The sequence below is a fragment of the Solirubrobacter soli DSM 22325 genome, assembly GCF_000423665.1.
Lineage (GTDB): Bacteria > Actinomycetota > Thermoleophilia > Solirubrobacterales > Solirubrobacteraceae > Solirubrobacter > Solirubrobacter soli.
Genome location: NZ_KE384069.1, coordinates 622,583 through 642,740 on the forward strand (window position 1 = coordinate 622,583; position 20,158 = coordinate 642,740).

General features: G+C 70.0%; 18 protein-coding genes. 10 read left to right on the forward strand and 8 right to left on the reverse strand.

Translation table 11 applies throughout. The features are described 5' to 3' along the window. Nucleotides 1-2 precede the first annotated feature (2 nt). Nucleotides 3-3,524 carry a LamG-like jellyroll fold domain-containing protein gene (locus tag G569_RS59455; RefSeq protein ID WP_084285899.1) on the reverse strand — a complete coding sequence of 1,174 codons (3,522 nt, stop codon included), beginning with the start codon at nucleotides 3,522-3,524 and terminating at the stop codon, nucleotides 3-5. Between the two features lie 131 nt (nucleotides 3,525-3,655). On the opposite strand from G569_RS59455, the gene G569_RS0132395 reads away from it, so the two are divergent. Next, nucleotides 3,656-4,234, forward strand: coding sequence for an HAD family hydrolase (locus G569_RS0132395; RefSeq protein ID WP_028066489.1), 579 nt, complete (start codon nucleotides 3,656-3,658; stop codon nucleotides 4,232-4,234). Further along, the gene (locus tag G569_RS0132400; protein WP_028066490.1) at nucleotides 4,234-4,875 is read left to right on the forward strand and encodes a GntR family transcriptional regulator; all 642 of its coding nucleotides are present in this window, start codon (nucleotides 4,234-4,236) and stop codon (nucleotides 4,873-4,875) included. The genes G569_RS0132395 and G569_RS0132400 overlap by 1 nt, the downstream gene beginning before the upstream one ends. On the opposite strand, the gene G569_RS0132405 is transcribed toward G569_RS0132400, so the two are convergent. From G569_RS0132405 to G569_RS0132420, 4 genes are read right to left on the reverse strand one after another with little or no spacing between them, the layout of a single operon-like run. After that, nucleotides 4,872-6,074 carry an iron-containing alcohol dehydrogenase gene (locus G569_RS0132405; RefSeq protein ID WP_028066491.1) on the reverse strand — a complete coding sequence of 401 codons (1,203 nt, stop codon included), beginning with the start codon at nucleotides 6,072-6,074 and terminating at the stop codon, nucleotides 4,872-4,874. The genes G569_RS0132400 and G569_RS0132405 overlap by 4 nt on opposite strands. After that, nucleotides 6,071-6,808 (reverse strand): alpha/beta fold hydrolase, encoded by a 738-nt coding sequence (locus G569_RS53460; protein ID WP_037500454.1) that lies wholly within the window; start codon nucleotides 6,806-6,808, stop codon nucleotides 6,071-6,073. Before G569_RS53460 ends, G569_RS0132405 begins: the two co-directional genes overlap by 4 nt. Nucleotides 6,809-6,818: 10 nt before the next feature. Beyond that, entirely contained in the window at nucleotides 6,819-7,391 is a 573-nt protein-coding gene (locus G569_RS0132415) for a DJ-1/PfpI family protein (RefSeq protein ID WP_028066492.1), read from the reverse strand. 37 nt (nucleotides 7,392-7,428) lie between these two features. Further along, nucleotides 7,429-8,823, reverse strand: coding sequence for an NAD-dependent succinate-semialdehyde dehydrogenase (locus G569_RS0132420; RefSeq protein WP_157592463.1), 1,395 nt, complete (start codon nucleotides 8,821-8,823; stop codon nucleotides 7,429-7,431). Between the two features lie 299 nt (nucleotides 8,824-9,122). Here G569_RS0132420 and G569_RS0132425 point away from each other — a divergent pair, with 299 nt between their 5' ends. From G569_RS0132425 to G569_RS0132450, 6 genes are all read left to right on the forward strand, one after another. Further along, a complete protein-coding gene (locus G569_RS0132425; protein WP_211233146.1) occupies nucleotides 9,123-10,355 on the forward strand; it encodes an extracellular solute-binding protein in 1,233 nt (410 codons plus the stop codon). Between the two features lie 76 nt (nucleotides 10,356-10,431). Next, nucleotides 10,432-11,385 carry a carbohydrate ABC transporter permease gene (locus G569_RS0132430; RefSeq protein ID WP_028066495.1) on the forward strand — a complete coding sequence of 318 codons (954 nt, stop codon included), beginning with the start codon at nucleotides 10,432-10,434 and terminating at the stop codon, nucleotides 11,383-11,385. A 2-nt stretch (nucleotides 11,386-11,387) separates the two neighbouring features. After that, entirely contained in the window at nucleotides 11,388-12,299 is a 912-nt protein-coding gene (locus tag G569_RS0132435; protein ID WP_084285900.1) for a carbohydrate ABC transporter permease, read from the forward strand. Beyond that, on the forward strand, nucleotides 12,299-13,360 hold the full coding sequence (locus tag G569_RS0132440) for an ABC transporter ATP-binding protein (protein ID WP_028066497.1): 1,062 nt from the start codon (nucleotides 12,299-12,301) through the stop codon (nucleotides 13,358-13,360). Before G569_RS0132435 ends, G569_RS0132440 begins: the two co-directional genes overlap by 1 nt. Further along, on the forward strand, nucleotides 13,357-14,427 hold the full coding sequence (locus G569_RS0132445) for an ABC transporter ATP-binding protein (protein ID WP_028066498.1): 1,071 nt from the start codon (nucleotides 13,357-13,359) through the stop codon (nucleotides 14,425-14,427). The genes G569_RS0132440 and G569_RS0132445 overlap by 4 nt, the downstream gene beginning before the upstream one ends. After that, on the forward strand, nucleotides 14,424-15,248 hold the full coding sequence (locus G569_RS0132450; protein WP_028066499.1) for a DeoR/GlpR family DNA-binding transcription regulator: 825 nt from the start codon (nucleotides 14,424-14,426) through the stop codon (nucleotides 15,246-15,248). Before G569_RS0132445 ends, G569_RS0132450 begins: the two co-directional genes overlap by 4 nt. Here G569_RS0132450 and G569_RS53465 read toward each other — a convergent pair. Then, nucleotides 15,245-15,580, reverse strand: a complete 336-nt coding sequence (locus tag G569_RS53465; protein ID WP_053227308.1) for an STAS domain-containing protein — start codon at nucleotides 15,578-15,580, stop codon at nucleotides 15,245-15,247. The two genes, G569_RS0132450 and G569_RS53465, sit on opposite strands and share 4 nt — an antisense overlap. Nucleotides 15,581-15,601: 21 nt before the next feature. Between G569_RS53465 and G569_RS0132460 the strand changes: the two genes are divergently transcribed. Both G569_RS0132460 and G569_RS0132465 read left to right on the forward strand, forming a co-directional pair. Further along, a complete protein-coding gene (locus G569_RS0132460; protein WP_028066500.1) occupies nucleotides 15,602-16,825 on the forward strand; it encodes an MFS transporter in 1,224 nt (407 codons plus the stop codon). Between the two features lie 46 nt (nucleotides 16,826-16,871). Next, complete coding sequence (locus G569_RS0132465; protein WP_028066501.1) at nucleotides 16,872-19,046, forward strand: MMPL family transporter; 2,175 nt, start codon at nucleotides 16,872-16,874, stop codon at nucleotides 19,044-19,046. Here the strand turns inward: G569_RS0132465 and G569_RS0132470 are convergent. Continuing rightward, nucleotides 19,043-19,726, reverse strand: coding sequence for a response regulator (locus G569_RS0132470; RefSeq protein WP_028066502.1), 684 nt, complete (start codon nucleotides 19,724-19,726; stop codon nucleotides 19,043-19,045). The two genes, G569_RS0132465 and G569_RS0132470, sit on opposite strands and share 4 nt — an antisense overlap. Then, nucleotides 19,720-20,115, reverse strand: a complete 396-nt coding sequence (locus tag G569_RS59460) for a cupin domain-containing protein (protein ID WP_028066503.1) — start codon at nucleotides 20,113-20,115, stop codon at nucleotides 19,720-19,722. The genes G569_RS0132470 and G569_RS59460 overlap by 7 nt, the downstream gene beginning before the upstream one ends. Nucleotides 20,116-20,158 lie beyond the last annotated feature (43 nt).

Consider the following 20,158-nt stretch of genomic DNA (forward strand, 5'->3'; position numbering starts at 1 on the left):
CATCACGATGGCAGAACCACGGGCGAGTTCATGTCCGTTTGGATATCCGTCGCGGTCAGCGCGCGGTTATAGATGCGGACATCGTCCATCAGGCCCGCGAACCACTCGCTCCAGATGGCGTTCCCGCCGAGCTTCAGCGGCCCGGTCGAGACCGTCATCGACCCGCTGACCGCCAGCGACTTCACCTGCACGCCGTTGACGTAGAGCCGCAGCGTCGCGCCGTCGTAGGTGGTCGCGAGGTGCGTCCAGGCGTTCGCCGCGATCGCCGTGGTCGCGCGCACGTCCTTCTGAGCGCCCACGTACGCCTGCCCGGTGGGGAGGCCGCCGCTCGTGTTGGCGTACATCGCGTACGTCATGTGCGTCGGCTGCTCCTTGAACAGCACGGTGCGCCAGCTCGAGCCGAGCGCGCTCGGCTTGACCCACGCTTCGAGCGTCATCCCGGTCGTGAGGTCGAGGTCGGCCTGGTCGTCGATGCGCACGAAGTCGTTGACCCCGTCGAACTGCAGCGCGCCGCCGGTGCGGCCGGAGCCGGACCACACCGGGCCGTTCAACGCGCCGTTGTGCCCCTTGCCCGACGCGTCGCGCAGCGTGCTGCCGTTGCCTTCGTCGAACGCGTAGGCGGCGACGAGCCCGGCCGGCGCGGTGTTCGCGACCGAGAAGTTGCCCGTCAGCGTCAGGCCGCCCGCCGGGACGGTCACGGTGTGCGATTGCAGCCCGCCGTCCGACCAGCCGTCGAACCAGTAGCGGGTCGTCCCGACGTACTGCGGTGAGGTGGTGTCGACCGTCCGCTGGAAGCCGACCAGCTCGTCGTAGGCGAGCGTGGCCGTCTGACCGATGCCGTCCAGCGTCCAGGCGAGCCCGCTCGGCGCCGTCGACACGGTCACGCGCGCCTTCTGCGGCACGAGCGTGACCGAGGTGGAGGTCTGGATGCCGTCGGAGTCCGTCGCGGTCAGGACGAGCTCGAAGTTCGTGTCGCCTTGGAAGCTGTGGCCGCTGGTCGGGACCGTGAAGCTGCCCGAAGCGCCGGTGGCGTCCAGGAACGGGTGGATGTGCCCGTCGTGGTGGAAGACGATCTTCCAGCTCAGCGCGGAGCCGGTCAGCGGGCCGTCGTCGGGGTCGGTCGCGCTCCCGGAGAACGAGATCGTGTCGCCCGCCTTGAAGGTGCGGCCGTCCGACGGCGACGCGATCGTGGCCGTGGGCGGCGCGCCGACGGTGATCGTCAGCGGGTCAGAGCTCGCGCTCAGCGTGCCGTCCGAGACGGTCAGGCGCGCCGTGTAGCGCCCGGCCGCCGTGTACGTGTGGTCCGGGTCGGGCTCGGTGGACGTCGTCCCGTCGCCGAAGTCCCAGCTGTAGGTCAGCGGCTGGCCCTCGGGGTCGTAGGAGCCGTCGCTGGTGAACGCCACCGGGTACGGCGCCGCGCCGCGGGCGGCGGTGAGCGCGGCGCGCGCGACGGGCGGCTGGTTGGAGCTGACGTTGCGGATCCGCCGGATCGCGCCCTGGCCGGCGATCTCGAACGGGCCGGCGTCGACGTAGTAGAGCGCGCCTTCGGGGCCCTGGGTCAGCCCGACGATGTCGCCGTACGGGCCGTCGAGGCTGCCGTCCGGCGGCTCGAAGCTGCGCACCGAGGCCACGTTGCCGTTGGCGTCGAACGTCAGCCGCTTGATCCAGTTCTGCGCGTAGTCGGCGAAGAAGTAGTCGCCCTGATACTCGCTCCCGAACTGGCTGCCGCGGTACACGAAGCCGCCCGTGACCGACGCGTCGTGGCTGACGTGGCGGTACGTGTAGACCGGGTTGGTCATCCCCGAGGTCGAGCACGTGCCCTCGCAGGTCGGCCAGCCGTAGTTGGCCCCGCGCACGCCGACGTCGAGCTCCTCCCAGTCGTTCTGGCCGACGTCGGCGATGATCATCCGGCCGGTGGGCGGATCGATCGTGAAGCGGAACGGGTTGCGCAGGCCGCGCACCCAGATCGCGTCGACATTCGGGCCCGAGCCGTCGTAGAACGGGTTGTCGGAGGGGGCGCTGCCGTCGCGGTTGATCCGCAGGATCTTGCCGTTCGCGCTCGTCAGCGACTGGGCGCTGGGGGCGTCGAGGTGGTCGCCGACGGAGAAGTACAGCGTGCCGTCGGTGCCGAAGTTGAGATCGCCGCCCTGGTGGTAGACGTCCGCCGCGACGGGGTTCTGCCAGAGCACGGTCTCCGAGGACGCGGGTGCGCTGTTCCCGGTCGCGGTGAAGCGCGACACGCGGTTGCGCATCTGCGTGCCGTGCGTGTAGTAGACGTAGAACTGCCCGTTGGTGGCGAAGCCGGGGTCGAGCACGAGCCCGAGCAGGCCGCGCTCGTAGTCGTGGGACACGCTCGGAAGCTGCAGGAACGGCTGGGGGTCGACGCGGGTGGCGCCCGGCTGGGCGACCCAGACGGTGCCGTCGCGCTCGGCGATCAGCATCCGCCCGTCGGGCGTGAACTTCATCGCGGTCGGCTCGTCGAGGCCGAGGATGAGCTTGTCGTTGACGAACTTCGGGCCGGCGTTGGCCACGGACACGCTGACGGCCGCGCTCGTCGTGCGGTTGCCGGCGGCGTCGCGGGCGATCGCGGTGATCGTGTGTTGGCCCGCGGCAGCGGTCGCGCTGTCCCAGTCGGTGGCGTAGGGGGCGACCGTGTCCTCGGCGCCGGCGTCGACCCCGTCGACGCGGAACTGGACGCCGGCGACGCCGCGGTCGTCGCTCGCGGTCGCGGCCAGCGTGACGGTGCCGGAGACCGGGCCGGCGGCGGGGGAGGTGATCGAGACCGTGGGCGCCGCGGTGTCCGGCGGCGGCGTCGTCGCGCCCACCGGCGTCGCCATGTCAGCGCCCACCTCGGCCGCGCTGAGCGCCCGGTTGTAGACGCGGACGTCGTCGACGACGCCGCGGAAATACTCGCCCCAGACGGCGTTGCCGCCGATCCGCAGCGCGCCGGTGGGCGCGGCGAGCGACCCCGTCTGCGCGCGGGTGGAGACCTCGACGCCATTGACGTAGAGCTTCTGGTTCGCCCCGTCATACGTCGTCGCGAGGTGCGTCCATACGTTCAGCGGAAGTTGTGCGGCGCCGGCGGCGTTCTTCTCGCCGCCGATGTTGACCTGGCCGGTCGGGCGCGCCGAGCCGTTGTTGGCGTAGAGCGCGTAGCCCATCGCGCTGCCGCTGGTCTGCTTGAACAGCACGGTCCGCCACGAGCCGCCGTCGGTGCCGAGGGTGTTCGGGTTCACCCAGGCCTCGAGGGTCATGCCGGTCGTCAGCCGCAGCGAGGCGCTGTCCGCGATCGTCACGTAGCCGTTGCCGGCGAACGAGAGGCCTTGGCCGTTGCGGCCTGTGGTCCACGTCGTGCCCGAGGCGGTCCCGGCGTTGCCGGTGCCGGAAGCGTCGGCGACGGCGGTGCCGAACCCCTCGTTGAAGCCATATGCCGCGACCAGCCCGCCGTCAGCCGCCAGCGCGCGTGGGACCGCGACGCATAACAGCGTGAGCAGGCAGGCGCTGACCAACGCCAACCGTCCCATTTGCCCCCCTGTAGTTCCTCGACCGGCGCGGAACTATGCACGAAAGGCGCGCGAGCGGCTTGGCGGGCCTGCACTGTAAGACTGTCTGACAACCCTTGTGTCCGACTGTCTGACAATGTAGGTTCTGTTGCATGGAGGAGGAGATCGAGGTCGTCGCGTTCGCCTGCCGCGGCACCCTGCTCGATTGGACAGGCGCGATCGAAGCGGTGGCGTACGAGCTGGCTCGCTGCAACGGCGAGAGCCCGCTCGACAGAGGCGCCGCCCTACGCCGGCGTGTGGAGACGCTGGCCGGTGGGCACGGGCTCGCGAGAGGATTCGAGCGGCTGGCCCGTGAACGTGGATATCGCGGAGAAGAGAGCGGCGAGGAGTCGCTCGCCCGCGTGGTCGCCCTGGCGCGTCCCCTCCGTGGCGCGCGCGAAGCCGTCGCGCTTGCGGTCCGGTCCGGGAAACGGGTGGTCGCCGTTTCCCGGGCCGAGCACCCCGGAGCCCTTTACCTGTTCGGCGGCGCGTTCGACGCCGTGGTCTCGGACCCGCGCGAGCTCGACGAGCCGCTGGACTCGATCCTGTATGTCAGCGCCGCCGAGTGGCGGCGCGCCGAGGCTCGGCGGCGCGGTATGCGTGCTGTCGCGCCAGAAGGTCTCGCCGCGGCCCTCGCTCTCCACCCATTGGTGGCGGCGCGGACCGCAATGCCCACTATCTTGGCGGCCTGATGAGTGGGCTCGCCGTCCGACCGATCTCGACCACCGAGGCCGTCGTCGTCTCGCTGCGAGCGCGCATCCTCGACGGGAAGATCGAAGCGGGCGTGCGCCTTCCGGAACTCGAGCTGGCGGCGGAGTTCGGCGTCGCCCGCCCGACGGTCCGCGCGGCCATCCAACAGCTCTGCCACGAGGGTCTCCTCGTGCGCGAGCCCAACCGAAGCGCGAACATCCCGGTTCTGACTCGTGATGAAATCCTCGATCTGTTTTCAGTGCGCATCCCTCTGGAGTGCCTCGTGGTGCGCGCAGTGCTCGAGCGCGGCGCGCCTCTCGCGCCGGCACGCGAAGCAATTGCGGGCATGGAAGCCCTCCCCGACGACGCCGGCTGGAGCGAGGTGGTCCAGGCCGACGGCGCCTTCCATCAGGCGCTTGTCTCGGCCGTAGGCTCGCCCCGCCTGGAGCGGCTCTACGGCTCGCTCAGCGGCGAGATCCGCCTCTGTGTGGCCCAGCTGCGTCCGAGCTGGGCCTCACCCTCGGAGATCGGCGTCGAGCACCACGAGGTCCTCGCGGTGCTCGAGTCGGGCGACGTCGCCGCCGCCGAGGCCCGTATGACGGCGCACTTGGAGCGCGCCGTCAACGACCTCACCAACGGCTAGGCCGTTGCCATCCCCACGGCCCGGAGGCGCTCCGGGTCACCGTGCCACGCGGCCTCGAGGATCGCCTCGAGGTCGTCGACGTCCAGCGGGCGGGGGTTGTTGTCGATCAGGCGCTTGATGCCGACCGACGCCTCCGCCATGCCGCGCAGGTCCTCCTCGCCGACGCCGATCTCGGCCAGCGAGCCGGGGAGGCCGATCTGCAGGCCGAGCGCGTGGACGCACTCGACGGCGTCTCCGCCCATCAGCGCGGAGAGCTCGGCGATCTCGGCCGGGCGTGCGGGGCGGTTGAACTCCATCACGTAGGGGAGGAGCAGCCCGGTGCCGAGCCCGTGGGAGGTGTGGGTGAGCGCGCCGACGGCGAACTGCAGCGCGTGCGCGGCGCTCACGCCCGAGTTGCCGAACGCGATGCCCGCCAGCAGCGAGCCGTAGAGCATCCCGGTGCGGGCCTCGAGATCGGACCCGTCGGCGACCGCGCGGGCGAGGTTGCGGAAGATGTGACCCGCGGCCTCCAGGGCCAGGGTGTCGGAGAGCAGATTCTTTCCGATCTGCGGGCGGCCGAGCACCAGGTCCACGGACGGCTGCTCGCGCGCGGCCATGTAGGCCTCGATCGCGTGCGACAGGGCGTCGATGCCCGAGTGTGCGGTCACGACGGGCGGAGCGCCGACGCTCAGCAGCGGGTCGCAGATCGCGTGGCGCGGGATCAGGAACGGGCTCGCGACGCCGATCTTCATCTCGGTCGCGGGGTCGGTGATGACGCTGACGGGCGTCGCCTCCGAGCCGGTGCCGGCGGTGGTCGGCAGCGCGATCAGCGGCACGACGGGCCCGGGCACGGACTGGACGGCGTAGTAGTTCTCGAGCGGCCCGCCGTGGGCGAGCAGGAGCGCGGTGACCTTCGCGAGGTCGATCACCGAGCCGCCGCCGACGGCCACGATCACGTCGGGCTCGATCGACTCCCCGAGCGCGACCGCGGCGTCGACCGCCGCGCGGGGGACATCGACGACCGCGTCGGAGAAGACCGTGGCGTCGAGGTCGGTCAGGGAGTCCAGCACCGTGGCGAAGCCCGGCGTCCGCGCGATCACCGGGTCGGTGATGACCAGGACCCGGCGGCCGTGGCCGGCAGCGACCCGGCCGGCGGCCTCGGCCATCCCGGCCCCGAACAGCACCTGCGAGGGCGCGCGTAGGACGGCGAAGTCGGTCATCGGTCGGTCTCCAAGAAGGTGGTCAGCAAGCGGTTGAATGCGTCGGTGTGTTCCAATGGTGAAGCGTGGCCGCAACGGCCGAAGACGTGGCCGCGCGCGTCCGGCAGCGCCTCGATGAGCCCGAGGAAGCTGTCGCGCAGCGGCACGATGCGGTCCTGCGCGCCGTGGACGAGCAGCACCGGGGCGGTGATGGACTCGAGCTCCGGCCCGGACAGCGACAGGTCGTCGACCCAGCGCTGGCGCGGCGCGGGGAACAGCTCGCGGTACCAGGGCTGGGCGGCCATCGCGGCGGAGCGCGCGGCGACCACCGCATCGCTCGGCGCCAAATAGGTGATCAACTCCGCGACCGCAGCCGCGGACGGCGCCGCCCACAGCGTGTCGAGCCCGTCGGGCAGCGGCATGCCGAAGCCCATCGAGCCGACCGCCACCACGCGCGTGACCGCGCGCGGGCGCACGTGCGCCAGTGACAACGCAATGGCCCCGCCCGCCGAGTTGCCCACGACCGCGAACGTCTCGTGGCCGAGTGAGTCCATCAGCTCCAGCGCCTGCGCCGTCCACGCGGCGCGCAACGACCCGCTCGGCCGGGGCGACTCCCCGAACCCGAGCAGGTCTGGCGCGATCACGCGAAAGCGCGGTGCGAGCGCGGCGATCAGCGGTGTCCAGGCGGCGGCCGTCGTCCCCGGACCGGAGCCGTGCAGGAGCAGCACGGGCGGCCCGGAGCCTTCGGCGAGCATCAGCGGAGGCTCAGGCCGGGACGGCGGCGCGCTCGAGCACGTTCATGAACGCGCGCGACCACTCGGGCATGTCCGGCCAGCCACGGCACGAGACCATGTTGCCGTCGACCACGTCGGGCGCGTCCACGAGGATCGCGCCGGCGTTCTCCATGTCGCCCCACAGCGGCGGGAACGCGGCGGTCTTGCGCCCGCGCAGCAGGCCATAGACAGCCGGGACCTGCGGTCCGTGGCAGATCGTGCCGACCGGGAGGTCGTGCTCGAAGAAGTACTCCGTGATGCGGCGCACGTCGGCGTCGAGGCGGATGTACTCCGGCGCGCGCCCGCCCGGGATCACCAGGCCGACGTACTCGGACGGGTCGACCTCGGAGAACGCCAGGTCGACCGGCAGCTTGCGGCCGTTCTTCTCGGTGTAGGCGTCCGAATTGGGGTCGAAGTCATGGATCACGAGCTGGACCTCGCGGCGCGTGAGCGCAGCGACGTCGGCGATGTAGCCGGCCTCGCGGATCCGGTAGATCGGGTACATCGCGTCGAGCTCTTCGGCGGCATCGCCGACCAGCACGAGCACCTTCTGTTGGGTGGACACTGAAACCTCCCCCTTGTCGAGATGAAAGAATCTGCAGCTAATCGAAGGCGAAGTACTTCGGCTCGAGGAACTCGAGCAGCCCGTGATGGCCGCCCTCGCGGCCGATCCCGGACTGCTTCGTGCCCCCGAACGGCGCCGCGGGGTCTGACACGACGCCACGATTCAGACCGACCATGCCGGTCTCGATCTCTTCGCCGACCGCCATCGCGCGGCGCAGGTCACGGCTGAAGACGAAGGCCACCAACCCGTACTCGGTGTCGTTGGCGAGCGCGATCGCCTCGTCCTCGTCGCTGAAGGTCATGACCGGGGCGACCGGGCCGAAGACCTCCTCGTCGAGGATCGCCGAGCCGGGCTGCACGCGGTCGAGGACCGTCGGCGGATAGAAGAAGCCGGGGCCGGCGAGCCGCTCGCCGCCGCAGCGCACGCGGGCGCCGCGGTCGAGCGCGTCGGCCACCAGGCGCTCGACCTTGTCGCGCGCCGCGGCGTTGATCAGCGGCCCGAGCTGGGCGCCGTCCTCGAAGCCGTTGCCGACGCGGACCTGAGCCATCGCCGCGGTCAGCCCGGCCGTGAACTCCTCTGCCACCGACTCGTGCACGAGGAAGCGGTTGGCCGCCGTGCAGGCCTCGCCGCCGTTGCGCATCTTGGCCGCCATCGCACCCGCGATCGCGATCTCGATGTCAGCGTCTCCCAGCACCAGGAACGGCGAGTTGCCGCCTAGCTCCAGCGAGGCGCTGATGACCTGCGGCGCACACAGTTCGAGCAAGCGCCGCCCGACCCCGGTCGAGCCGGTGAAGGACAGCTTTCGCACGCGCGGGTCACTGAGCACCGCCTCCGCGAAGGGCGCCGGGTCGTCCGTGCAGACGACGTTGACGACCCCCTTCGGGACCCCCGCCTCTTCGAGCAGCTCGCCGATCGCGATCGCCGTGAGGGGGGTTTCTTCGGCGGGTTTCAGAACCACCGTGCAGCCGGCGGCCAGCGCCGGCCCGATCTTGCGGGTCGCCATCGCGGCCGGGAAGTTCCACGGCGTGATCAACAGCGAGATGCCGATCGGCGCGTGCGAGACGAGCATGCGGTTCGTACCGCCGGGTGCGGTGGCGAAGTCCCCGTTGGCGCGCACGGCCTCCTCGGAGAACCAGCGCAGGAACTCGGCCGCGTAGGCCGCCTCACCGCGCGCCTCGGCGAGCGGCTTGCCCATCTCGCGCACGATGATGCGTGCGATCTCGTCGTTGCGCTCGACCATCAGGTCGAACGCGCGACGCAATGTCTCGGCGCGCTCGCGCGGCGCGCGCGCGGCCCAATCTTCGGCCGCCGCCGCAGCGGCGTCCACGGCGGCGATGCCGTCGTCCGGGGTCGCGGACTCGATCGCGTCGATGACGGATTCGTCGGACGGATCGAGTACGGGAAACCGGCGTCGCTCGGTGGCGATGACCATGGCCGGACAGTAGCGCGGGATTGATAGACAATGCAAGAAATTGCCAAAGGTGTTGACAAGGAATGCAAAGAGGGCGTAGGTTTTTGCAAGCCTCGTGCAAGGTTCGTAGTGCAGCCGGTCATCGGAGTAGGGCCAACCCTCTTGGAGGAGGAGTAATGAAGGGGAGACTTCAAGTCTCGGCAGCGGTCGCCGTTGCCGCGGCAGCGTTCACGGTTGCCGCCTGCGGTGGTAGCGACAGTGGGGGAGGCGGCGCCACGAAGGCATCCGCCGACGCCACGACCAAGCTCAGCGACAAGCCCATGACGCTGACGTTCCTCTGGTTCGATTGGCCGCCGGCCAAGGCGCTGGAGGAGCTGGGCAAGGAGTACACGAAGACCCGCCCGAACGTGACGGTCAAGGTCAACGTCGTCCCGAACCCTCAGTGGCACGACGCGATCTTCACCCAGTTCGCCGCTCGTAAGACGAACTTCGACATGCCGATCCTCGACTCGCAGAACATCGGCGAGGCGGTCACCAACGGGTCGATCCTCGACCTGACGGACTTCGTCAAGAAGAACATCGACACGTCGCAGTACGATCCGTACTTCCTGGCGGCCTACGGCCAGTACCCGCAGAACACGACGGGCGAGGCCAATCCGGACGCCAAGACCTACGGGCTCCCGCTGCTCGGTGACACCTGGTCGATGATCTGGCGCAAGGATCTGATGGGCGACACGCCTCCGGCGACGTGGGAGGACATGATCGCCGCGGCCAAGAAGTGCCAGGACGAGAATCCGGGCATGAGCGGCCTCGGCTTCCATCAGGCCGGCACCGGCGACGCCGCGGCCGTGACGTACAACGTCATGAACGCGCTCTACGGCGGCGAGCTGTGGGACCAGAAGGACCGCAAGATCGCGGGCATCGTCAACAACGCGGCCGGCCACAAGGCGATGGACGTCCTCGTCAACCAGATGGTTCCGCTCACGCCCAAGGGCTCGAGCAACTGGTTCATCGACGAGGTCAACGCCGGCATCTCGCAGGGCAAGATCTGCGTCGGCTTCCAGTGGATCGCCGCCATGGGCGGCCTCCTCGACCCGGCCTCGTCGAAGCTCGGCAAGACCAAGGACGAGATCCTCAAGAAGCTCGCCTTCGCCCCGCTGCCCAAGCAGGTCACCGACAAGGTGCCGCTCGGCGGCATGGGCCTGCACGTCTCGAAGTACATCCCGGCCGACCATCAGGCCGAGGCTCTGAACTTCATCAAGTGGTTCCAGTCCCCCGAGGCCCAGAAGAAGTGGGCGCAGCTCGGCGGCGTTCCGGCCCGCAACGACGTCCTCAACTCGCCCGAGTTCCTCGAGGCGCAGCCGTACAACAAGGTGTTCACGGAGTCGGTTCCGCGTCTGAAGGACTTCTGGAACCTGCCCGAGTACGCGAAGCTCCTGAACGTTCACTCGACCGAGGTCAACGCGGCCATCTCCGGCACGGAGAAGCCTGACGCTGCCCTCGACAAGCTCGCCAACGACGAGCAGGCCATTCTCGACGAGAGCGGCCACTAAGCAGCGATTCAAGGACGGCCGGGCTCATCTCAGGTGAGCCCGGCCGCCTGATCTCTCTCCCGCCACACAACCACTCATGGCCGACACGCTCCAAACCCCACCCACGGCGCCCCCGCCGGTCGAGAAGCTCGAAGCCCCGCCCGCGGCGAAGCGCTTCGCCTTCCTGACCGACCGCTGGCTCGCCGGCCTCTTCATCACGCCGGCGCTCGCGCTGCTGGTGTTCCTCTCGATCTGGCCACTGATCCGGTTGGTGTGGCTGTCGTTCACCGACTATTCGGTGACCCGAGACGTTCCCGCGAGCTTCATCGGGTTCGACAACTACATCGACGTGCTGACGTCGCCCGTCACGCAGAAGCGTGCGGTCACGACGCTGATCTTCGTCGTCGGCGCCGTCCTGTTGCAGACGCTGCTCGGGTTCGCGATCGCGTTCCTGATCTCGCGGCGCACGAAGGGCCGCGGCGCGCTGACGACGATGTTCCTGATCCCGATGATGCTCTCGCCGATCGTCGTCGGCCTGTTCTGGAAGTTCATGCTCGACGTGCAGTTCGGCGTCGTGAACTCGTTCCTGAACTCGCTCGGCTTCGGCTCGGTCGAATGGCTGACGAGGCAGCGATTGGCGCTCTTCTCACTGGTCATCGTCGACACCTGGCAATGGACGCCGTTCATCATGCTGATCGCGCTCGCGGGGCTGACGGCGGTGCCCAAATACCTCTATGAGGCGGCGGAGATCGACCGCGCCTCGGAGTGGTTCAAGTTCCGCCGGATCACGTTCCCGCTCGTCTGGCCGCTGCTGCTGATCGCGATCATGTTCCGCGCGATCGAGGCCTTCCGGCTCTTCGACCTGGTCTACATCCTCACGGGCGGCGGCCCGGGCGGCACGACCGAGACGCTGTCCTACAACGTCTACAAGGTCGCCTTCTTCGGCTTCGACACCGGCCGCGCCTCCGCGTACGGCATCTTGATGGTGATCGTGGTCACGATCGCGGCGCAGTTCTACCTGCGCTACCTCAACAAGCTTCAGGAGCGCTAGAGATGGCCGCGCACATCCAGCCCGCCGGCGTCGCCGACGCCGGGATCGCGGGCGAGACCGCGGCCCCGCCGCCCATCCGCCGCAAGCGCAAGCTGAGCAACGGCTTCGAGATCGTGGTGCTCGCGATCTTCGCGATCGTGATGCTGTTCCCGGTCGTCTGGATGCTCGAGACGGCGCTGAAGGAGACCAAGGACATCTACGCCGTCCCGGCCAAGCTGATCACCGGCTGGACCCCGACGCTGGAGCACGTCAAGGACGTCTTCAGCTCGGACTCGCCGGTCTTCAAGGGCTTCAAGAACTCGATCATCGTCGCCGTCTCCTCGACGGTCATCGCGACGGTGCTCGGCGTCCCGGCCGCCTGGGCGTACTCGCGCTTCCAGATCAAGGCCAAGAAGGACCAGTTGTTCTTCATCCTCTCGACGCGCTTCATGCCGCCGGTCGTCGTGGTCATCCCGGTCTTCCTGATGTTCCGCGACCTGTCCCTGCTGGACACGCGGCTCGGCCTGACGCTCGTCTACGCGGCGTTCAACCTGCCGTTCACGATCTGGATGATGAAGGGCTTCATCGACGAGGTCCCGGCCGAGTACGAGGAGGCCGCGATGCTCGACGGCTTCTCGCGCTTCGAGGCCTTCTGGCGGGTGACGATGCCGCTGCTGATCCCGGGCATCGCCGCCACCGCCGTGTTCGCGCTGATCTTCTCCTGGAACGAGTTCGTGTTCTCGATCTTCCTGATCACCGACCCGGACACGCGGACCGCCCCGGCGGCGATCGCGGGCCTGATCGGCGGCACGACGATCGACTGGGGCCTGGTGGCCGCGAGCGCGATGATCTTCGCGATCCCGGTGCTGCTCTTCGCGTTCCTCGTGCGCAAGCACCTCGTCGCGGGCGTGACCCTCGGGGCGGTGCGTCGCTGATGGCCCAGGTTCTCGTCCAGCAGCTCAACAAGACGTTCCCCGACGGCACCGTCGCCGTCGAGCGCCTCGACCTCGAGATCCGCGACGGCGAGCTGTTCGTCATGCTCGGCCCGTCGGGCTGCGGCAAGACGACGACGCTGCGGATCATCGCCGGCCTCGAGGAGGAGACGGCGGGCACCGTCACGATCGGCGACGAGGTCGTCACCGGCCTGCGCCCGTCGCAGCGCGACATCGCGATGGTGTTCCAGTTCTACGCGCTGTATCCGCACCTCACCGTGCGCGACAACATGGCGTTCCCGCTGCGCGCCGCGAAGGCGCCCGAGTCGGAGATCAACGAGCGCGTCGCCGAGGCCGCCCGGATGCTCCAGCTCGAGCCGTACCTGCAGCGCAAGCCGAGCAAGCTCTCCGGCGGCGAGCAGCAGCGCGTCGCGCTGGGCCGCGCGATGGTGCGCCACCCGAAGGCGTTCCTGATGGACGAGCCGCTGACCAACCTCGACGCCGAGCTGCGCGCCGACATGCGCGCCGAGGTCAAGCACGTCCAGCAGCGCTTGAACACGACGATGATCTACGTCACGCACGATCAGACCGAGGCGATGGCGCTGGGTCACCGGATCGCGATCCTCAACAAGGGCAAGCTCGAGCAGCTCGGCGCCCCGATGGAGGTCTACGAGCGCCCGGCGACGCTGTTCGCGGCGCGTTTCATCGGCTCGCCGCCGATGAACCTGGTCGAGGCCGAGGTGACCAACGGGCACCTGACCGCGGCCGGCGGGCTGAAGATCGGCGCGCCCGAGGGGCTGCAGCGCGGCCAGAAGGTCATCGCCGGCGTGCGGCCCGAGCGCTTCAGCGTCGCCGCCGACGGCGACGGCGCGCGTGGCCGCGTCGTCTCCAAGGAGGCGCTGGGCGACGAGACGATCTACGTCGTCGAGACCGAGGCCGGTCTTCTGAACGTGCGCATGCCGCCGACCGCCCGCTTCGACGAGGAGCAGGCCGTGACGGTCACCCACGTCGGCGCTCCCCCGCCCGCCTATGACCCGCAGTCCGAGCAGGTGATCAGCAAATGACCCCCTCAGCGATCGTCGCGAGCGGCGTCTCGAAGTCCTTCGGCGACGTCGAGGCCCTCAAGCACCTCGAGCTCGACATCGCGGAGGGCGCGTTCTTCGTGCTCCTCGGCCCGTCGGGCGCGGGCAAGACCACGACGCTGCGGGTGATCGCCGGCCTCGAGTCGCCGGACACCGGCTCGGTGCACCTGCACGGGATCGACGCGACGCGGGCGACGCCCGCCGAGCGCGACCTGGCGATGGTGTTCCAGTCCTACGCGCTGTACCCGAAGCAGACGGCGGGCGAGAACATCGCCTCGCCGCTGCGTGCCCGCAAGCTCTCCAAGGCCGACATCGACGCGCAGGTCAAGCGCGTGGCCGAGCTGCTGCACATCGAGGAGCTGCTCAACCGCCATCCGGCGCAGATGTCGGGCGGCCAGATGCAGCGCGTGGCGCTCGGGCGCGCGCTCGTGCGCGACCCGCGCGCGTTCCTGATGGACGAGCCGCTGACGAACCTCGACCTGAAGCTGCGGGTCGAGATGCGCACCGAGCTCACCCGCATCCACCGTTCGCTGGGCCGGACGTTCCTGTACGTCACCAACGACCAGGTCGAGGCCATGTCGATGGCCGACCAGGTCGCGGTGCTGCGGGAGGGGACGATCCAGCAGGTCGGCTCGCCGACCGAGATCTACGACCACCCGGCGAACCGCTGGGTGGCCACATTCGTCGGCTCGCCTCGCATGAACCTCCTCAAGTGCAAGGCGAACGGGCGACTCGAGGGTCAAGGGTGGTCGCTCCCGAATCCCGGTTTCGGGATTCAGGGCGACCGCCCGGCGCTCTTCGGTGTGCGCTCGGAGGACCTCTCGCTCGACGTGCGCGAGGAGTCGTCCGCGCTGGCCGGCACGGTCTACGCCGTCGAGCCGCTCGGCGACCGCACGCTCGTCGACGTCGAGATCGGCGACCAGCGAATCGTCATCAAGGCCCCACCCACGGCCACTTTCAAGATCGGTGAGGAGGTGCGGGCGGCGGTCGACATGGACCGCGTGCACCTGTTCGACGCCGATTCGGAGTCGGCGATCGCGAGGTCGTGATCGACGCCCCGCTCCCCCCAGTTCTGCGGCGGGCGCGGATCCTCGAGCGTGTCCAGCGAGACGGCGGCGCGTCGCTCGCGGAGCTCGCGTCCGAGCACGCCGTCTCGCCGGTCACGGTGCACCGCGACCTGGAGCTCCTCTCTGGCGAGGGGCTCCTGGAGCGGGTGCGCGGTGGGGCGCGATCGCTGCCCGACACGCGGCCGAAGATCGAGACGGCGTGGAACGCCCGCGTGCGCGAGGCGGCGAACGAGAAGGACTCGATCGCCGTCCGGGCGCGCGAGCTGGTCGAAGACGGCTCGACGATCTTCGTCGACGCGTCCTCGACGGGCCTGGCGCTGGCGCGGGCGCTCGAGCTGCGCCCGCCGACCGAGCTGACGCTGGTGACGAACTCGCCGGCGATCGCGCTCGGGCTGACGGCGGACACGATCCACGTGATCGTGCCGCCGGGCGAGCTCAACCAGCACATGCGGGTGCTCACCGGGCGCTGGACGGTCGACTTCCTGGTCGAGCTGAACATCTCGGTGGCGTTCATCTCCGCCGCCGGGATCACGCTCGAGCACGGGTTGACGACCTCGCGCTCGGCGCTGGCGGACACGCTGAACGCGGCCGCGGGGGCGGCGAAGACGAAGGTCGGCCTGCTCGACTCGAGCAAGTTCAAGCGCTCGTCGCTGCTGACGGTGCGCTCGGCGCAGTCGCTGGACCTGATCATCACCGACGACGGGCTGGACTCGACGACCGTCGCCGAGTTCCGTGCGGCGGGCGTGAACCTCGTCGTCGCCGATCGCGTCGCCGCGTTCGACGAGGACTACGACGCCGACTAAGCGGCGTCTTCGAACGGCAGGATGCTCAACGTCTGGGTCAGCTCGAGCAGGCGCTGAACCGGCGGCTGCAGCGGCCCGCGGAGCTTGACGTTCGGGTACTCGCGAGCGGCGCCCAGCAAGGTCCGCAGCCCGGTCGAGTCCATGAACGCGAGCTCGGAGAGATCCAGCACCGCCGCGCGGCCTTCCAGCCGCCCCAGCGCCTGGTTGAGCTGCGGCTCGGAGACGAGATCGAGCTCACCGGAGACGCTGAGCACGACGCCGTCAGCGCCGTCCTCGACGGTGACGTCGAAGCGAGGTGGCCGGAAGGCCCCCGGATCGGGCTCCGCGCTCATGGTCCTGCATGATGCCAGGCAGTGACCCTCGTCGCTGCTGAGATTCCCGTCCGCCGGAACACGCTGCTGCTCGCGATCGCGATGGCGGTGTACTCGAGCGTGCTCCAGCTCGTGGCCGCGGTCTCGTCGCTCACGTTCGTGCTGGTGACCGGGGTGGAGGGACTGCTCGGGCTCGGCCCGGCGATCTTCCTCGTCGCGTCCGGGCTCGCGGCCGTGCCCGCCGGGCGGCTGATGGACCGGATCGGGCGCCGGCCGGTCGTTTCCGCCGGGTACCTGAGCGCGGCGGTCGGCTGCTCGCTGACCGCGCTGGCGACGAACCTCGGGTCGGCGCCGCTGCTGATCGTCGGCTTCGCCCTGACGGGCGCCGCCAACGGCACGGCGCTGCTGATCCGCACCGCGGCGGGGGACATGTACCCCGCCGAGCGGCGGGCGCGCGGGATCTCGTACGTGTTGTTCGGCAGCGTGTTCGGGGCGATCCTCGGGCCCGCGGTGTTCGGGCCGCTGTTCTCCGGCCGCGAGGTCGACGCGGGGACGCTGACCGTCCCGTGGCTGGTCGCGGCGGGGATCAGCGTCGTCCCGGCCGTGCTGGTCTGGTTCGTGCGCCCGGACCCGAAGCAGATCGCCGAGCTGCTCGCGGAGGACAGCGGGCCGGCATTGCCCGCCGCGCCGTTGAAGGTGATCCTCCGCCGCCCCGGCGTCCGGCCCGCGATGCTCGCGGCGCTGGCGAGCTTCGGCGTGATGGTGTCGGTGATGAACCTGTCCGGCTATGTGGTGGTCGAGCACCACCATCACGCGCAGGCGGACATCTTCCCCGTGATCGGCGCCCACGTGCTCGGGATGTACGCGCTGGTGCTGTTCGTGGGCGCGCTGATCGACCGGATCGGCCGCGGGCCTGCGCTCGGCGGAGGGCTCTGCGTGATGGCCGTCTCGACGTTCGGGTTGATGTTCTTCGACAGCGTCTTCGCCACCGCGGTGCTGCTGTTCGGGCTCGGCGTGGGGTGGAACCTGAGCTTCGTGGCGGCGACCGCGCAGATGGTCGATCTCACCAGTCCGTCCGAGCGTGGGCGGTTGGTCGGCTTCAACGACCTGCTGTCCGCGCTGTTCGGTGCGTCGCTCGCGCTGCTCGGCGGGTTCGCGCTCGACGTGCTCGGTGTGGCGGCGCTGGCGATCGGCGCGACGGCGATCGTCGCGGCGCCCGTGGTCTGGCTGCTCGGGCACCGGACGCCGCAATCAGTGCCTTCATGAGTACTCTGTGGCGCCTCCCCACTCTCCGAGCTCCCCAGGAGAACAGATGTCTGAGCTTCTCGCGCGCCTCGCGCGCACCTTGACCCACCGCTGGAAGATCAGCGCGGTGGGTGCGTTCCTGGTCATCGTCCTGATCGGCATCGCCGCCGGTGCGGGCGGCAAGGCCGCCGACGACTTCTCGGCGCCCGGCACCGAGACCCAGAAGGCGATCGATCTCTTCAAGGCCCACAGCCCGGCGTTCGCCGGTGCCGACTCCACGCTCGTCTTCAACGTCGACCAGGGCAAGATCACCGATCCCGGCCCGAAGGAAGCGGTCCAGACCGCGTTGGCGAAGGTCAAGACGCTCAAGGGCGTCGTCGACGTCGGCGACCCGTTCGCCGAGGGCGGGACGATCTCGCCCGACGGCCGCCTCGCGTCGGTCGACGTCCGCTACAGCACCGATCCGAGCGCGATCAAGAAGCCCGATGGCGAGGCGCTGATCGCCGCCGGCGAGCTCGCGGAGAACAACGGCGTGCACTTCTCCGCCCGCGGCATGCTGATCGACGTCGGCTCCGAGCAGGACGCCCCGGTCGGCGAGCTGATCGGCGTCTTCATCGCGATCTTCCTGCTGACGTTCCTGTTCCGCTCGTGGGTGGCGATGGTGGCCACGCTCGTCGGCGCGCTGATCGGCGTGGCCATCGGGCAGACCCTGCTGATCGCGCTCGCGGCACCGCTGGACCTGCCGGCGTTCGCATCGGTGATCGCGTCGATGCTCGGGCTCGGCGCGGGCATCGACTACGCGCTGCTGATCATCGGGCGCTACCGCGAGCAGGTCGCGGCGGGGGACAGCCGGCGCGACGCGTCGGCGAAGTCGGCCGCGACGTCCGGCGCGTCCGTGGTCGCCGCCGGCCTCGTGGTGATGCTCGCGATCGCCGGCCTGCTCGTGATCGGCATCCCGTTCATCGGCAAGCTCGGCCTCGCCGCGGCGATCGCGGTCGGCGCGGTCGTCGTGTCGGCGATCACGATCCTGCCGATCATGATCGGCGCGCTCGGCCGCTGGCTGACGCCCAAGAAGCCCGAGCACGTGCTGCCGTCGCCGGCGTTCGCCCGCTGGGGCGAGATCGTCACCGCGCGCCCGTGGCTGTCGATCGCGGGCGGCGTGCTCATCCTCCTGGTCTTCGCGGCGCCGGTCACCCAGCTGCGGCTCGGTCAGCCCGACGACGGCAACCAGCCGGCGAGCAAGCTCCAGCGGGTCGCCTACGACCGGCTCTCGGATGCGTTCGGCCCGGGTTCGAACGGCCCGTTCCTGCTCGCGGTCGACATCCCGAAGGGCGGGGCGGACAACCAAGCGCAGCTCGACACGCTGCAGAAGGCCGTCGCCGGCGCCTCCGGCATGGCCCAGGTCGCGCCCGCCGCGATCAGCCAGGACGGCGAGATGGCGACGATCTTCGCCATCCCGAAGACCGCCCCGCAGGATCAGGCGACGAGCGACCTGCTCGCGGACCTGCGCCAGAACGTCATCCCCAAGGCCGTGTCCGGCACGCCGCTGAAGGTCTACGTCGGCGGCAACACGGCCGGTTTCGAGGACTTCTCGGACAAGGTCGCCTCGCGCCTGCCGGTGTTCATCGCGGTCGTGATCGGCCTGTCGGTGCTGCTGTTGATCATGGCGTTCCGCTCGCTCTGGATCCCGCTCGTGTCGGCCGTGTTCAACCTCTTGAGCGTGGGTGCCGCCTACGGCGTGGTGACGGCGGTCTTCCAGGAGGGCGTGGGCGCGAGCCTGCTCGGCGTCGAGTCCGGAATCCCGATCGTCTCGTTCATCCCGGTGATGATGTTCGCGATCCTGTTCGGCTTGAGCATGGATTACAACGTCTTCCTGCTCTCACGCATCCACGAGGCCTACAACGAGGGCGACCGCCCGCGCGAGAGCGTCATCCACGGCCTGTCGCGGATCGGCAAGGTGATCCTGTTCGCCGGCCTGATCATGGCCTCGGTCTTCCTGGCGTTCGTGACGCAGCCCGACGTGATCGCGAAGATGTTCGGCCTCGGCCTGGGCCTCGCGGTCCTGATCGACGTGCTGATCGTCCGCATGGTCATCGCCCCGGCGGTGGTCACCCTGCTGGGTGACCGCGCGTGGTGGCTGCCGAACTGGCTTGACCGGATCCTCCCGAACGTGTCGTTGGAGGGCCACTTGGTGGAGGGACTGGACGCCAAGGAGGATCGCGAGCTCGCCGGCGTCGCTTAGAGGTCCATGTCGCCGGTGTGGCCGGGCCGGACGAAGCCGCTCTCGTAGGCGAGCACGACGGCCTGGACGCGGCTCCTGACGCCCAGCTTGGTCAGGAGCCGCGTGACGTGGGTCTTCACGGTGGCCTCGCTCAGGCCGAGCTCGTCGGCGAGCGCGGCGTTGGACATGCCGTGGGCGAGGCGGCGGACGATCTCCTGCTCGCGCGCGGTCAGCGTGAAGAAGCGCGGGCGGAGGTTGGTGCGGACGCCGCCGAGCTGCGACTCGACGAGGCGCTTGGCGATCGGCGGCGCGAGCAGCGTGTCGCCGTTCGCGACGGCGCGGACGGCTTCCGCCAGGCGGTCGGCGGCGGCGTCTTTGAGGAAGAAACCGGTCGCGCCCGCGCGAAGCGCGCGCAGCACGAGGCTGTCGTCGTCGTGGGACGTGACGACCAGGATGCGCGCTCGGCTCCCGGCCGCGACGATCCGTTTCGTCGCTTCGATCCCATCCAGGACCGGCATCGCGAGGTCCATCAGGACGACGTCCGGGTGGCTGTTGAGGGCGAGCTCGACGCCCGCGGCGCCATCGCTCGCCTCACCTGTGACCTCGAGGTCGGGCTGGGCGTCGAGCAGCGCCCGCATGCCGCTGCGGACGAGGACGTGATCGTCGACGAGGACGATGCGGGTGGGGCGGCGCGTCACCACGTGGCCGGCACCGCCTGCACGCCGCCGACGGCCAGCAGCGCCGCCCGGTCATCCGGGTCCGTGGCCGGGTCGGCGGCGATCGTGAGCAGTTCCTCCAACCCGGCGGGTGCGAGCAGGACGAGCAACCGCGAGCGCGCGTGGGCCCGCATGCGACGCGGCACGCCGCGGTCGAGCGCGCGCGCATCGCCGCTCTTGAGCGTCACCCGCTCGCGGTCGGCGACCACCTCCACCTCGCCCTCGAGCACATAGAGCACCACGTCCTCCCGGTGCCCCACATGGGCGGGGATCTCCATCCCTTCCTCCACGCACGCCTCCACGAGCGCGTACTGCCCCTGCGTCGCCCACCCGGCCACGGGCACGACGAGCCTGATCGCGTTCTCCTGAGTCATCGCCGCCGACTCTCTCGCCGCCGACCCGCGACCGCATCAGGCA